Genomic DNA, 15365 nt, shown 5'->3' on the forward strand with positions numbered 1-15365 from the left:
TGATAGGGATTTTGGGTAATTGTAAGACCAGCCGTCTAGAAACCAGCGTATATTTGGTTTTCGAGGTGCGGTTGCGCGTAACACTGAACAAAATACCATTGCCGACGCTAACTTGTAAAGTACCCATTCGGAATTTTTGCCCCAAAGCCAGCGTTAACAAAGGTTGAAGAAATTGCGCGAGTCCGGTTTGGGGCGCGATCGCCTCAAACACCCGTAAATTAAACAATCCAGCCGCTAACTTCTTATCCCCTAAAAAAACAGCTACCCATCCGCGCCAGACAGCCATAAAACCCGATGGGCGAAATCCTATTTTACACTCGTGCGATCGCCAGTCTTTATGCTTATCAAAAAAGCAGGCGATCGCGCAATAGTTGAGTAACCAAGGGAGAGGGGCGATCGCGTCTTAAATCTTAACACCTTCCTTAATTGGCGTCAGCCTATATTTCAGCGCAAAATAGAAAATAAAGCGCTAAAAAAATGCCTACCAAAGTATCTATCCAGCCTAAACGCAAATTTAATAAAAAATTTCATCTGTGGACCGCGTTAATTATTCCTTTTATTGTAGAAATTGGAGCTGCTGTCGGTTTAGTCGGTTATCTATCCTTCCGCAACGGGCAAAAAGCCATCAACGACCTTGCCAATCAGCTATTAACCGAAGTCAATTCGCGAATTGAAGGACAAGTTGATAATTACCTAGAAAATCCCAAACGAGTGCTAGAAATGGACGTGCGTGCCATAAAAGCAGGAAACCTCAGCATTCAAGTCAAAGATTTTGATACCACAGGAAAAATTTTCTGGAATCAAGTTCAAACCTACAAACTATCCTATATCAGCTACGCAACTCCAGACGGAAATTACATTGGTGCAGGTTATGAAAAAGAAATAGCAACAATTGCCAAAGTCATTAAACCAAATATTAATGATTACATCGTCTATAGCCCCGATGAATTCGGTAATAACCCCACAAAAAAAGTGTTACTAGAAAAAGGAGCCGCAGTCGGACTTCTTAAAGAAGTTTGGTTTATAGATACCATTGCCGCCGGAAAAACAATTTGGAATTCTATCTACAGCTGGACTGTAGCACCAGAGCATCTGGGAATTGGTATCAACACACCCTTGTACGACAAGGCAAAAAAAATTCAAGGAGTTATTAGCATTGAGTTCAGCCTCGATCAGTTGAATGAATTTATGCGAAAGCTGAAAATTGGTCAAACCGGAAAAGCTTTCATCATGGAACGTTCCGGCAAATTAGTTGCTACCTCCAGCACCAAACCTTCTTATCGAATTATCAAAGGCAAAGCCGAGCAATTACCAGCGATGGAAAGTCCCGATCCGCTCATCCAATCTGCCGCTGACTTTCTCGTTAATAAATTTAGCAATTTAAACAATATTCGTGATAACCAACAACTAACTTTTACACAACAAGGGAAGAAAAATTTTCTATTGCTCGATTCCTATAAAGATGAATTTGGCCTAGACTGGCTGATAGTCATCGTAGTTCCCGAAGCGGATTTTATGACACAAATTTATGCCAATACGCAACGCACCATCTTGTTATGCATTTTAGCATTGCTGTTGACAATTATCATTGGTATTCTCACCGCTCGCTGGATTACCCGCCCCGTTCTACAAGTTTCTCAAGCATCCGCAGAAATTGCCGCAGGTAATTTAGAACAGCATATTGCACCTAGTAATATCATCGAAATTGAAAAATTGGCAAACTCATTCAACAGCATGGCAAGACAACTGCAAGAATCTTTTACCACGCTAGAGAAGCAAAATGAAGAATTAAAACATCTTGACCAACTCAAAAATGAATTTCTTGCTAATACCTCCCACGAACTCCGCACCCCGCTTAACGGCATTATCGGTATCGCTGAATCGCTTATAGATGGCGCAACTGGAGAACTAACCCAAAATACTAGAGCTAACCTAACATTAATTGCTGTCAGCGGTCGCCGTCTGGCCAACTTAGTTAACGATATTCTAGACTTCTCTAAACTGAGGCACAAAAATTTAGAATTGCAACTCAAACCCGTAGATTTGCGAGCAGTCACCGATGTAGTTTTAGCTCTCAGCCAACCTTTAGCTGCTCCCAAAAATTTGCAACTGCTCGACAATATTTCTACGGAACTTCCCCTCGCAGAAGCAGACGAAGATAGATTGCAGCAAATTTTGCATAACCTTGTAGGTAATGCTATTAAATTTACCCCTTCTGGAAGGATAGAAATCTCAGCAGAATTGGTCGCTGAGGAAGAGGTATCAGCGATCGCTGACCAATCCCAAATCCAAAATCCACAATTCAAAATTTCCATCACCGTCTCAGACACGGGAATTGGTATCCCACAAGATAAATTTGACAGCATCTTTGAATCCTTTGAACAAGCAGAAGGCTCTACTGCTAGAGAATATGGTGGGACAGGACTAGGACTAGCAGTAACCAAGCAACTTGTTGAATTGCACGGGGGCAAAATTAGCGTTAAATCTAAAGTTGGGGAAGGTTCGCAATTTACTTTTACTTTACCCATATTTCAAGGCGTTGTTGAACCAACTCAACAGGTTGCTACTATTAAAGACAGCATAACTCTAGAGTTAGCAATCCCAACAACAAGCCCCAACTTTCAACTTACAAATATTAACGAAAAACAGTTTAAAGTTTTGATTGTCGATGACGAACAAGTGAATCGTCAGGTACTTGTTAACAATCTCTCGCTGTACAATTACGCTCTTACTGAAGCGAGTAACGGACAAGAAGCCTTAACAGTAATGGAAAATGGTTTTATTCCCGATTTGATCTTACTCGACCTGATGATGCCGCGCATGACGGGTTATGAAGTTTGCAAAAAAATACGCGATCGCTTTCCAGCATACGAACTTCCTATTGTTATGCTTACGGCAAAAAATCAAGTTTCAGACATAGTAGAAGGCTTTGAGTCAGGAGCTAATGATTATTTATGCAAGCCAATTCAAAAACAAGAAATGCTTGCCCGAATTAAAACTCATCTTTATCTCGCAAAGCTAACTTTATCCTACGGGAGATTTGTCCCGCGCAATTTCCTGCGTTTCTTAGATAAAGAAAGCATTATTGATGTTCAATTAGGCGACCAAGTACAGAAAGAAATGACAATATTGTTTTCTGACATCCGTTCGTTTACAACTTTGTCAGAAGCAATGACACCCCAAGAGAATTTTAATTTTATCAATTCTTATCTTAGCCAAGTCAGCCCAGTCATTCGCCAGCATAATGGCTTTATTGATAAATATATTGGCGATGCGATCATGGCTTTATTTCCTGACTCAGCCGATGATTCCGTACAAGCAGCGATCGCGATGCAAAAACAAGTAACTATCTACAATCAACATCGGCAACAAAAAGGCGAAGTTCCTATCTCTATAGGGATTGGTTTACATACAGGCAATTTAATGTTAGGAACGGTTGGCGAATCAGAACGTATGGATACAACAGTAATTGCTGATGCTGTTAACTTAGCCTCGCGTTTGGAAGGATTAACGAAACTGTATGGAGCGGGAATTTTAATCAGCGATCGCACTCTATCTCGCCTGGAAAACTTAGATAAATATACCTATAGATTTCTCGATCGCGTTAGAGTGAAAGGCAAAAATCAACCTATTTCTATCTATGAAGTCTATGATGAAGAACTCGATTTATCCAATCAGTTAAAGACGCAAATGCAACCAAAATTCGAGGAAGCCGCCCTAGCTTATAGCAATCAAAAGTTTGCGATCGCGCAAGAAATATTCCAAGAAATAATAGATAAAAATCCTCAAGATCGAGCAGCCTTAGTTTATATAAAGCGCTGTCAGCAACATCAACAATATGGTGTAGCGCCGGAATGGGAAGGCGTAACAGATTTTGATTCCAAGTAATTATCTTTCTGCGCTAAATTGCCTGGCTATTTGAATATAATTTGTCAGAATTGTTTCTATCCTGCAAGCAATAAAACCATGAAACCTTATCAGCTAATTCCTATTTTGGAGTGTGGCGAATCGCTCGTCCCCATACCATTAGAAAACTTTGCCGTCGCTTCTCCCCATCCTTATCAAATATTAGGTGCTAATTATGGAGAGCGATCGCCTTATTATCTCCGCCAAAGCGTCCTCGATAGCCTCAAGTTAGCCCAAGCTAATTTGCAAAAGCACCATCCAGGCTGGCGCATTCAGATTTTTGATGCCTATCGACCCGTTGAAGTCCAACAATTCATGGTAGATTACACCTTTGCCCAACTTGTTCAAGAGCAAAATTTGAACCTAGCTGAATTAACAGAAACTCAGAAGCAAAAAATTTGGGAGCAGGTTTATGAATTTTGGGCTGTACCCAACCTTAACCCAACTACGCCTCCCCCTCACAGCACTGGTGCTGCTGTCGATGTAACCCTAACTTTAGATACAGGCAAAATTGTTGATATGGGGGGCGAAATTGATGAAATATCACAGCGATCGCATCCCAACTACTACGCCAACAGCACCAGCCCACTCCAATACCAGTATCATTTCCATCGCCAACTGTTGTACGATGTCATGCGCGAGGCTGGTTTCCAACGTCATCTCAACGAATGGTGGCATTTCTCCTTGGGCGATCAGATGTGGGCGTGGCTGTGCAATCTAGAAAATCCCGATAAACCTAGTGCAGCACGTTACGGAAGAGTCGCTTAAGCCGCCGCCCTGACGCAATCATCTATCCATTGAGTCTTTTGAGTCCCCAGAGTCAGATATTCTAATTTAAAGATAATTACGAAATTCTTGGCTACTCATGTACGTTTACATTCTTTTATTCAATGCCCGCACAGAAAACGAAGGAATTCACAGCATAAGAATAGGCGATCGCAACACGGTGTTAATGTTTGAGTCGGAAGACGACGCCACCCGCTTTGCGGGGATGCTGGAGGCGCAAGATTTTCCCTCTCCTACTGTGGAAGCCATAGATAAACAGGAAATAGAGGAATTTTGTCAAAGTGCCGACTACGACTCGCAATTTATTGAGGAAGGTATGTTGGCACTGCCGCCGGAGAATAGCGTCGAGGAAATGGACTGGCAACCAGAAGCCAAGGAACCAGATGTATCTGACTTGGATAGAATCCGCCGTCAGCTAGAAGGACTGTTGTGATCTGGTATGACGCCTATTTTCTCACTTCACGCTCATCAGAAGCACAAAGGATAACAGATGAAAAATCTAGAGGAGCGCGGACATCTTTTAACCGAACAGGTTAACCCCAACAGCCAAAACTTAGATCAGCTAAGTTCTTTGGAGTTGGTGGATTTGTTCAATCGCGAGGATGCTCAAACCTTAGCCGCGATCGCCGCCGCCCGTACCCAGTTAGCCGAAGCAATCGACGCCGCAGCCGAGGCTTTACGTCAAGGCGGACGGTTATTTTATATAGGAGCTGGAACCAGCGGGCGTTTGGGCGTCTTGGATGCGGCTGAGTGTCCCCCCACGTTCTGCACGCCGCCGGAGATGGTACAGGGCATTATTGCTGGTGGTGCTGGGGCATTAATCCGCAGTTCGGAAGATTTGGAAGACAAAGATGAAGATGGAGCCGCCGCGATCGCTCAACGTCAGATTAATCATCTGGATATCGTTGTAGGCATTACTGCTGGGGGAACTACGCCTTTTGTACACGGTGCAATCCAGGCAGCTAAACAGCGGGGTGCTACTACAATATTGATTGCCTGCGTGCCCGCCGAACAAGTTACTATCGATGCGAATATAGACATTCGCCTGATAGTTGGCCCGGAAGTCGTGGCAGGTTCGACGCGACTTAAGGCAGGAACCGTCACCAAGATGGCTTTAAATATTTTATCGACGAGCGTGATGGTGAAGTTGGGGAAAGTTTACGGCAATCGCATGGTAGATGTCGCCGTTACTAACAATAAACTGCGCGATCGCGCTTTACGAATGTTGCAAGACTTGACAAGTTTAAGCCGCGAAGACGCGGGATATTTGTTAGAGGAAAGCGGGCGATCTGTTAAGTTAGCTTTAGTGATGCACTGGACGGGGTTAAACCGACAAGAGAGCGATCGCTTGCTTGCCGAACATAAAGGTAATCTCCGACAAGCTGTTTTAAGTTACCAGAAGCCCGGTTTGTAGAAACAGTTTGTAAACGTCAGTCAAGAACAATTGTAGGTTGGGTTTTTGTTTTTAACCTAACTGAATTGTATTGATTTAAATGGTGCGTTACGCTGCGTTAACGCACCTACACCATCAAATCTAAAATCTTCCCCAGCCTTATTTTTTGATATAACCCCACTTACCCTGATATTTTACCGCTGCTAGCCCATAAGAAAATTGATTGGCATCATCAAACTGCGGCTGAATGACAATATTGCCAGTCTTATCTATATAGCCATAATTGCCGTCAATTTTTACCGCCGCCACACCTTGAGAAAACTTACCAGCATTATCAAATTGTGGCTTAATGACAACATTGCCCTTGGAATCAATATAGCCGTATTTATCCTTAATCCTTACTGCTGCCAACCCTTCTGAAAATTCGCCAGCAACACTAAATTGCGGCTGAATAACTATTTTACCTAATTTATCTATGTAGCCATATTTATTATCAATTTGTACTGCTGCGAACCCTTGAGAAAAGTTACCAGCACTATCAAATTTTTGTTCAATTACTATCTTGCCTGTTTTATCTATATAACCATAGCCTGCCAGCAAAGCTCCCTCGTTCTCAAAATCACCCTTAGCCCAATATGCGGCTGGTGCCAGTCCTTCAGAGAAGGTGGAAGCATAAGACAATTCTAGCTTAATAACTACGTTTCCTCTCTTATCAATATAACCCCAATCGTTTTGAATTCCTGCTGGTCTACCTACTGCCGCCAGTCCTTCTGAAAAATTTTGAGCATCTGGAAATTCAACCTTAATCGCCATGTTACCAGTAGTGTCTATATAGCCATATCCATCGCTAATTTTTACTAGCGCCAATCCATCGGCAAAAATATTAGCTTCTTCAAACTGAGGTTCTATAACCGTTTTGCCAGCTTTATCTATATAGCCATATTTTTCACCAATTTTTACCGCTGCTAATCCTTGAGAAAAAGGCAAAGCATCATCATACTGCGGGGTGATGACAAAAGAAGGAAGTTGGTCTTTTTGTATATTTTTTGATGAAGAAGTGGAATTATTGGGTAGCGCCGAAGTGGAAGTTAAATTACATCCCGTAAGCGTAGATTGTATGGCAACAACAGAAGCGATCGCTATTATCCCGCTTCTGATTAAGTTACCCAAGTTTTCTTTGCTCAATTTTCTAAATAACCCCAATTTTGGGTAGTAATTATTAGTATTAATAATAAATCTCTTTGAACTAAACGAGATTTATGGTTAATAATACAGTCGGCTTTGCCCCACAAAAATGAAATCCCTACTAGAAACGGCAAATCCGGGAGGGAAATGATTTATTATTAGCTCTAGCTGCTAAGGTTCCTAATCAAAAATGTTTAATGCATCGGAGACTGCTGCAACGGGTTTAATTGTGCTGATTGCTCTAGGCATCCTGGGCTGGGGGTTCTACCGCGCCAAGCCGTTCGGCAAACTGGGAATCTTAGCCTGGTTGCAGTCAGTAGTGTTGATGACTCCCTGGCTGCTGTTCTTTGGGTTGTTCGCAGCTGGTATTTACATCAACTTGGTCGGAATTCTGTTTTTGATAGTGGCGTCAGCTGGATTATACATCTTCCTGGGCAAACGCCTGCGAACCGCTGCTAAGGATGCAGAGGTGATGAACTCGCTGCGTACCAGAGTGGCGCAGATAATGGAGGAATCAGACTCCACAGAAAAAATAACTGCATCAGACGCCTCGCCCGCCTCAAGCGTGCCAACACCGGAGGTAGTCAAAGCTATTGAGGTGGTTCCCATCCCCGATGAGGACCTGAAAACCATCAAGAATATTTTTGGCATTGATACGTTCTTTGCTACGGAAACAATCCCGTATCAAGAAGGCGTTATCTTTAAGGGCAATTTGCGGGGAGAGCCTGATGCAGTTCATTCGCGGTTGTCTGCTAGTTTGCAAGAAAGATTGGGCGATCGCTATCGGCTATTCTTAGTCGAAAACCCAGAAGCCAAGCCCGTCGTCATTATTCTCCCCAGCAGCAATGACCCGCAAACCACCACTCTCCCCCAAAAAATCCTGGCTCTAAGTCTTTTAGTCGCCACCATTGCCTCAAGTTTAGAAACAGGCGGGCTTTTCCTGGGCTTCGATTTCTTCAACAACCCAAGCCGATACAGGGAAGTGCTGCCCATTACTGCGGGAATCTGGGCAGTTTTAGCATCTCATGAACTTGGCCACCGCTGGATGGCGCGTCGCTATAACGTCCGCCTCAGTCTTCCTTTCTTCATCCCCTCGTGGGAAATAGGCTCCTTTGGCGCGATTACTCGCTTTGAGTCGCTATTGCCCAACCGCACGGTCTTGTTTGATATTTCCTTAGCCGGGCCTGCCACCAGTGGCATTATCTCGCTATTGATGCTGCTAACTGGCTTGCTGCTTTCCCATGATGGCAGCCTGTTTAAAGTGCCGTCGCAGTTTTTCCAGGGGTCGATTTTGGTGGGAACGCTCTCCAAGGTTGTCCTCGGTTCTGCCCTACAAAAGACTCTTGTTGATGTACACCCGCTGACGATTATCGGCTGGCTGGGCTTGGTGCTGACGGCGTTAAATTTGATGCCTGCTGGTCTTTTAGATGGGGGCCGAATGGTTCAGGCAATTTACGGACGTAAAATCGCACGGGCAACTACAGTAGCCACTTTAGTTGTGCTGGGGATAATATGTCTGGTTAATCCTGGAAATCCGGTGCTTTTCTATTGGGCAATCGTGATTTTGTTCTTGCAGCGGGGTTCAGAGCGCCCCAGCTTGAACGAAATAACAGAACCCGATGATGCGCGAGCTGCTTTGGCTTTGTTGGCTCTGTTTTTGATGGTGGCAACACTGATTCCGTTAGCTCCAGGTTTAGCAGGGCGTTTGGGCATTGGTGGCTAAAAATCCATTTTTGATGGGTTGATGTATAGATTTCATCTGGCTAGCCAAATCCATCGAATGTTGGATTTGGACTAGCAAGCTGCAATCTATAGTTAAAGTCTAAGCCCCAAATCCTTGCCGCCATGGATACACCTCCTCCGATCGTAGTTCTTCTAGACCTCAGCGCTATCTTGGCTGGGACCAGCCGGGAATGGCAGGGGTATGCGCGGCTAGGAAAGTGTTTTCTGCCTCAAGTTGTCTATGAGGAGCTGGAATTTCTCTGCAAGCGGGCACCTGAACCTAGCCAGGAGAAAACTGCTAGAGAGTTCATCAACTTTTATCCGAATAGTGGCTGGCAACTGACAAGCGCTGATGCCAATCACCTGTCAGTCACGGTTCCGGCTGGTAAAGCTATGAGCAAACAAGCGCGACTGACTGTAGCAACTGTCCGCTGTGCTTATGGTTTGTCTAAAGAGCAGGAACGCAAGCTGGTAGTTTTTGTAGGTAATGGCCACTCGCTGTTGCAAAAAATTCAAGCTTTGAGAGCTAGTAATTTATGCGGCATTACCGCTACGCAATTGTTGCAGTGGAGTCGCACGCGGCAGCGCCCAGAGGCAGTTACCGAGCATATGCAGATGATGATGAGGGCAGGATCGGAGCCTATCTTAACAGGAATGGTGCATGCTAGCCCTACGACGGCACGCCCGACGACTAGAACGAGGCCGTCTGTGCAACCAAATCAAGCAGTGCAACGGTCATACACGCGATCGCCCTTGCCAAAGGCTTCTAGCCCTAGTGGGAGCTTTCTTAAACAGATTTCGGGTTTTTTAACAATAGGCGCTCTAGCGATCGCTGGCTTATTTGTCTGGCAAACCGTTCAACCTGCTTCGTTCAAAAAAACTTGGAAGCAGCTAGGTTTACCCACATTGTCTGGAAATACTCCACCGCCACCTAAAAAGCCAATTAAAAAATAACTTTATATTCTTATTCTGTTGCATTGGTCGCGGTTGTGTTATAGGCATTCGCTAGCACTATCGCGACCAACGCTATATAACTTATATTTCCTTTGTAAACTAACTAGGCGAGCAAACTATGGCCCCGATTCCGGGAAAGTGCGCCTAAACTCATCAATCAGATCGTCTAACTCTTCAAGAGCCTGATTTACATCAATTCGCAGAGTTCCCAGGTTGGGTTGCTCCAATAGCTCTACCAGGGACTCGCGCTTGCTCTCGATCAGGGCAATTCGTTCTTTTATTAGCTGTGGTTCCATTGTCTGCAATATTACCTACACTTATCATCTAGCATAGACAACTTTAACGCAGGAACGGAGGGCGTTTTGGGTCAACAGGCTTATTTTTAATCACTTCGGCGATAAACCGCTTCATCGCTTTTTCCCTATTTGTCATAAAAGCAGACCAAAACCCTGGTTGAAATTCATCCATAGTTTTAGCTAAAGCCCAAACATCTACAGCGAGTATGTTATATAGGGTTTCATCCTCTCGCTTCAGCGTATTGAGCTGCTCTAGAATAGCACTACTTTTTTTTGTAGCTGGCTGACTATCTTCTTTAATCATCTTAATTACTCGGGTTATAGCGTAGATGGCGAAAGATACTGATGGCTTATATAGATCGTAGAGTTTATCCTTACGACTGGGCTGATAATTAGTAGTTCCTACCAGCTTAAGGCACTACAAAATTAGACTTTGCAGCGTTCTCGAACAGTTAAACCTGCAACTATTGCCGTCAAAGCCTAATTTGTGATTTGTAACATGGGGATGCGATCGCCTGCGTTACAGACTTCCTTATATCTATAAATGAATATGTTACCCAGGACAACGATAATAATGCTGAAGTAATTATCTGTAGGATGGCCTCATTAAAATGTTACCTAAAACTTCTCTGGGAACGTTGGGTCTGGTTATTGGTAGCATCCTTACCTTTGTGGGATTTGTGGCCTATGCACAGGGAAATGCCACGCTGAACCTAGCGGGCTTCTTCTACGGAATTCCCCTGCTGCTGGGAGGTCTAGCCCTCAAAGCCTCCGAACTAAAACCAGTGCCCTTTAGTCAACCAACTCCGCCCGCTATACTGACACTGCGGGAGCAGCAAGCGACAACCACCCAAAACCAGATACGAAAAGACATCACCCGATATCGCTACGGTCAAGACGCCCATCTTGATAGTTCCCTCAGCCACCTGGGTATGAGTCCGACAGATGAGGAAAGGCCAGTCATCAAAGGTTTGCGGGAAACATCTGTCGATGGTGCTTACACTTTAATTCTGGAATTTGATTCGCCCTTGATTCCTTTTGAGGTTTGGCAACAAAAGCGGCAAAAAATGGAAACTTTCTTTGGCCCTGGGTTGCGAGTTGAGGTGAATCAACCTGCTTTAGATAAAGGCGTTGAAGTATCCCTGATTGCTACACCCAGCGCTAGCTGAGTTTATTTTTCCAGACGCACGGCGTACCACTGCAAATACTGCCCCGGCCCTACATCAAATTCGCATGATGTATTAAGCAGGTATTTAGCCTGCTCCTCCAGGTCGGTAAATTTTTGCAAATCTCTCGGCAGGTCATCCTGCCGAGTTGCCAAAATTGCCTTGAGTTTTTCTAAAAGCTCTATTGGTGTCAAAAATATCTCTGGTTGGTTGGGTTCTAGCAAAACGAAGGTATCTTCACTGTACATTAAGGAGTCAGGCATTTTTGGTTCTCTATGGTAGCGACGTTAGGCTTTAGTTTAATGGTAATGTTTGGGTCATTGATAGGCGCGATCGCTCAACGCAACCCATAAAACTTTGCCCTACATAGCTAAGTAGTACCTGGAAAATTCCCTCTATCCTATCTACTACCTACTACCTCCTCATTTCATTCCGCAGATGGGTGGCTTTAATCCTACATTCGCTAGGGTAAGCAAATAGGCGGCTTTAATAAACCGCTCCCTAGTCTATATCGCTGTTAACTCGTCCCCCCAAGCGGCCAACACTCAACAGCCATAACGCGGGTTTACTTTAATTTGACGCATCTGCTTATAAGCATCCCCAACCTTACCTAATGATTAATACAGCCTCTTCTAACCCTTTACTCACCCTCAATTACGAACCAGCCCTAGAGTCCTTGGGCAACGACTATTTTGATGAAGTTGCAGCAGCTCAATTTCCACAACATCTCCTACGTTTTCGCAACGACGAACTGCTCACCCTGCTAGGGCTAGACCCTAATACCGTCAAAGACGGCCATTTCATCGAAGCCTTTGGCGAATTTCAAGGCGTGCGGCCTTTTTTAGCCTTGCGCTATCACGGCTATCAATTCGGCCAATACAACCCATTTTTAGGCGATGGCAGAGGCTTTCTCTACGGCCAAGTTCGCGGTACTGACGGCGAACTTTATGACTTTGGAACCAAAGGTTCTGGAACTACCCCATATTCGAGAAATGCCGATGGCAGACTAACGCTTAAAGGTGGCGTGCGGGAAGTTTTGGCCGCTGAAGCCCTATATCAGATGGGCGTTCGCACCAGTCGCTGTTTCTCGCTAATTGAAACTGGCGACCAGTTGTGGCGGGGGGATGAACCTTCGCCCACGCGGTCGTCTGTGATGGTGCGTTTTAGTCGTTCTCACATCCGTTTTGGCACGTTTGAGCGGTTGCACTATTTCGATCGCGCTGATTTAAGTAAAAAGCTTCTAGACCACGTTATTGAGCAGTATTATCCTGCTTTGCAAAACGAAGCGGAACGCTATGCACTATTTTACGCAGAATTAGTGCAACGGGTGGCATCTCTTGTTGCTCAATGGATGGCTGCTGGCTTTTGTCATGCTGTTTTGAATACAGATAATATGTCTATTACTGGAGAAAGCTTTGATTATGGCCCTTATGCTTTTATCCCCACTTACGAGCCAAATTTTACAGCCGCTTATTTTGACTATGGCGGACGCTACTGTTATGCCAATCAGCCAGGGATTTGTAAATTGAATTTACAGATGCTTCAGGCTCCTTTAGGGGCGATTATTTCCCAACAAGATCTGGATGCTGGGTTGGCTAAATTTGATGAGCGTTGTCGCGAAACTTACCGAGATTTAATGCTGAAAAAGTTGGGGGTTGAACATATTTCTGGGGATGATGCTGAAGAATTGCTAAGGCTAACTTTTGTATTTTTACAAGATAGCCAAATAGGTTATCATGCTTTCTTTTCTTCACTAGCAGAGAATTTTTCCCCTAGCTGGCGAGAGGATGCTAATTCTATTATCCGCTTGCCTGATGTAGTTAACTCAGATGCCATAGCAGAATGCTGGGAACTTTGGCGAAATTTATACCAGCGGATTTTGAGCAATTTGCCGATTTCTGAGATGGATAATATTGCCAAAAATATGCGGCGGAATAATCCAAAAACGGTTTTATTGCGTCCGGTGATAGAAGGAATTTGGCAGCCAATCGTTGAGGAGGATAATTGGGAGCCTTTTTATGAGCTATTGAGGCGGATAAAAACGAATTCTTGATTTTACAAAGACGCTAAGAGTTAGCCGATAAAAAAATCCGTGAGGGGAAAGAGGTGGGCGATCGCCCACCTCTTTCCCCTAAAACTTTTTTGGCCAAAACCAACAAAGCTAAATTTCCTAAAATTGCCTGGTTTTTGACCTATAAAAATGGCTCTATTGCCGTCGTGTTAAGCATTGTATCCCTCTCTACCCAACCTTGAACGCGATCGCCTCCTACCATTGGGCTTAAAATTTTGGGTTTGAAGTTCTGAAACTAGCTACTGGCAAAGCTTCCCAGCTCCAGCATCGAAAATAGTATCAACCAAGCAGCATGAAAGATAGCTATAAAACCCTTAGCAGAGGTACTAAGAGGAATCATGAGAAACATCACGTATTTTTAAATTTTAGATATAAAAATACGATGAAGCGACTATAAAGTTTTGCTCAGGTAATCACCCGTCGATCTCTACCCATACCTACGTGGATCGCCGCCGCCACAAGGGGTGAATTGAAACTAAAGCGAGATCTGAGCGATCGCGCAGCCCTGGTTTCAGCAGATCGCATTGCTGTAGAGGGGGGAACAATAGCAACTTCTTCGACCAAACCAATCTTCTGAAGGCGAAAAGCAATCTGCTGGACAATTTCTAAAGAGAAGTCGAGTTGGTGCGCGATCGCCTCAATACTCACCTTCCCGTCAGCCAACTGCCACACTTGCCGTTCGCGATAGTCTAGCTTCAATTCCGGCTTAACCCAACCGCGCATAACCAGCGCCTTAGTCGGGTGAGGTAGTTTATCAGCTAAAGATTTCCAGTCGCGTCGCAACCGCAAACCCCACAAAATTGCTTCCGTCGCGCTTATCGATAAACCCGTCATCTCTTCTTTTGGCAAAGTCGCCATACTATCAAACACAAACTTCCCTTCTTGAAGCCTTAACAACGAACACAAGGGTCGCAGCACTTGGATATGGAAAAGCAATTTTAATTGCTCGGCTTGCAAAACCCCTTTCGTCTTTAGCAACAAGCCAGTGGGAATGTTTCCAGCCTGATGGCGAAGCTTAAATACTTGATAAATTTCCTCATGGCTGACCCAGCCTCTTTGACTGATTAAACCAATTAAGCCTTTACCGTCAAGGGTGCAGGCAGCCGCTACAATGCGCCCTTGAACGAGCCACAGATAATGTGCTTTTTGATTGTGCGCTACATTGCTAGCGGCTGGATGAATCGAAAGTAAGCCAGTTCCCTGCTGTGTTTCGAGGAATCGAAAGATGTCGGCCAAAGCAAATTCTGCTAAGTTCCCTGCAATCGGCATGATGTTCCCCTGATGACTAGATTTAATTTTGCCACTCAGCTATGTACTGACGCCTTTCGAGCCGCCCCAGACGGATAAATAGCGAGTAGCGGGCGCAGCCTCGCGCCAACAAACGTTTATGGTAGGTTTCTACTCAAATCTTGCACCATTCTTGCCTGGAACTGGTTTTACCAGCTCAATCCAACAAGAAAAATCAATTTTCCGTCATTCCAGCCTCTTGCCCGTCATCTCAGCCATGCAATATCTGAGTTTTTACTTAGATTTTGCATGGAGAATTAGCTGGCAGTAGGTCATGGATCGTGGGGCAATTTGTCAATGATATTTAACCGATTGCCAGTGAATTATTGGTGCTGATGTGATGTTATACCGAAAAACTTAGCAGAGCTAAGAGATGGAAGCCATAGGAAATATTACGGATGTGGCTTTCACAGATGCAAAAATATCAAATATCAACTATGGCAATACTTAATTATTTGATAGCTCTCTCTTCCACTCTTTCCTCTAGCCCTATCGGGCATGGCTATAGCCCTATCGGGCATGGCTTCGCTAACGCTAACGCTAACGCTAACGGATATCGCCTTGGCAGCTTCTAAGATCGGTCCTCTCACAAATACGCA

The 15365-nt window shown here is 44.4% G+C and carries 13 protein-coding genes and 1 CRISPR repeat array (1 of these 14 running past the window's edge); of the genes, 8 read left to right on the forward strand and 5 right to left on the reverse strand.

Annotated features, from left to right (window positions below):
- Window positions 1-26: direct repeats of the CRISPR family, unit length 37 nt (it extends 877 nt beyond the left edge of the window).
- Window positions 27-477: 451 nt separating this feature from the next.
- The 4 genes from H6F77_RS04850 to murQ all read left to right on the forward strand — a co-directional run bounded on the left by H6F77_RS04850 (window position 478) and on the right by murQ (window position 6106).
- Window positions 478-3888, forward strand: coding sequence for an ATP-binding protein (locus tag H6F77_RS04850; RefSeq protein ID WP_190485929.1), 3411 nt, complete (start codon window positions 478-480; stop codon window positions 3886-3888).
- A gap of 78 nt (window positions 3889-3966) precedes the next feature.
- Window positions 3967-4674, forward strand: coding sequence for a M15 family metallopeptidase (locus tag H6F77_RS04855; protein WP_190485930.1), 708 nt, complete (start codon window positions 3967-3969; stop codon window positions 4672-4674).
- 97 nt (window positions 4675-4771) lie between these two features.
- Complete coding sequence (locus H6F77_RS04860) at window positions 4772-5125, forward strand: DUF3110 domain-containing protein (protein WP_190485933.1); 354 nt, start codon at window positions 4772-4774, stop codon at window positions 5123-5125.
- A gap of 57 nt (window positions 5126-5182) precedes the next feature.
- Window positions 5183-6106: an N-acetylmuramic acid 6-phosphate etherase gene (gene murQ / locus H6F77_RS04865; protein WP_190485935.1), complete on the forward strand. Its 924-nt coding sequence runs from the start codon at window positions 5183-5185 to the stop codon at window positions 6104-6106.
- Between the two features lie 138 nt (window positions 6107-6244).
- Here the strand turns inward: murQ and H6F77_RS04870 are convergent, their stop codons facing one another.
- Window positions 6245-7270, reverse strand: a complete 1026-nt coding sequence (locus H6F77_RS04870; protein WP_242021910.1) for a WG repeat-containing protein — start codon at window positions 7268-7270, stop codon at window positions 6245-6247.
- 190 nt (window positions 7271-7460) lie between these two features.
- On the opposite strand from H6F77_RS04870, the gene H6F77_RS04875 reads away from it, so the two are divergent.
- Both H6F77_RS04875 and H6F77_RS04880 read left to right on the forward strand, forming a co-directional pair.
- Window positions 7461-8993, forward strand: a complete 1533-nt coding sequence (locus tag H6F77_RS04875) for a site-2 protease family protein (protein WP_190485937.1) — start codon at window positions 7461-7463, stop codon at window positions 8991-8993.
- A gap of 122 nt (window positions 8994-9115) precedes the next feature.
- Window positions 9116-9946 carry a PIN domain-containing protein gene (locus H6F77_RS04880; RefSeq protein ID WP_190485939.1) on the forward strand — a complete coding sequence of 277 codons (831 nt, stop codon included), beginning with the start codon at window positions 9116-9118 and terminating at the stop codon, window positions 9944-9946.
- Window positions 9947-10062: 116 nt separating this feature from the next.
- On the opposite strand, the gene H6F77_RS04885 is transcribed toward H6F77_RS04880, so the two are convergent.
- Together H6F77_RS04885 and H6F77_RS04890 are read right to left on the reverse strand one after the other, a co-directional pair.
- Entirely contained in the window at window positions 10063-10242 is a 180-nt protein-coding gene (locus H6F77_RS04885) for a hypothetical protein (protein ID WP_190485941.1), read from the reverse strand.
- Between the two features lie 43 nt (window positions 10243-10285).
- Window positions 10286-10546, reverse strand: coding sequence for a hypothetical protein (locus H6F77_RS04890; RefSeq protein WP_190485943.1), 261 nt, complete (start codon window positions 10544-10546; stop codon window positions 10286-10288).
- Between the two features lie 307 nt (window positions 10547-10853).
- Between H6F77_RS04890 and H6F77_RS04895 the strand changes: the two genes are divergently transcribed.
- On the forward strand, window positions 10854-11411 hold the full coding sequence (locus H6F77_RS04895) for a DUF2854 domain-containing protein (RefSeq protein ID WP_190485945.1): 558 nt from the start codon (window positions 10854-10856) through the stop codon (window positions 11409-11411).
- Window positions 11412-11413: 2 nt separating this feature from the next.
- Here H6F77_RS04895 and H6F77_RS04900 read toward each other — a convergent pair whose 3' ends face one another.
- Window positions 11414-11671 (reverse strand): CRR7 family NDH-1 assembly protein, encoded by a 258-nt coding sequence (locus H6F77_RS04900; protein ID WP_190485947.1) that lies wholly within the window; start codon window positions 11669-11671, stop codon window positions 11414-11416.
- Window positions 11672-12021: 350 nt separating this feature from the next.
- Between H6F77_RS04900 and H6F77_RS04905 the strand changes: the two genes are divergently transcribed.
- The gene (locus H6F77_RS04905; RefSeq protein WP_190485949.1) at window positions 12022-13461 is read left to right on the forward strand and encodes a protein adenylyltransferase SelO; all 1440 of its coding nucleotides are present in this window, start codon (window positions 12022-12024) and stop codon (window positions 13459-13461) included.
- Between the two features lie 423 nt (window positions 13462-13884).
- Here H6F77_RS04905 and H6F77_RS04910 read toward each other — a convergent pair whose 3' ends face one another.
- Window positions 13885-14748, reverse strand: a complete 864-nt coding sequence (locus H6F77_RS04910) for a DUF4388 domain-containing protein (RefSeq protein WP_190485950.1) — start codon at window positions 14746-14748, stop codon at window positions 13885-13887.
- Window positions 14749-15365 lie beyond the last annotated feature (617 nt).

The sequence above is a fragment of the Microcoleus sp. FACHB-831 genome, from assembly GCF_014695585.1.
GTDB lineage: Bacteria > Cyanobacteriota > Cyanobacteriia > Cyanobacteriales > FACHB-T130 > FACHB-831.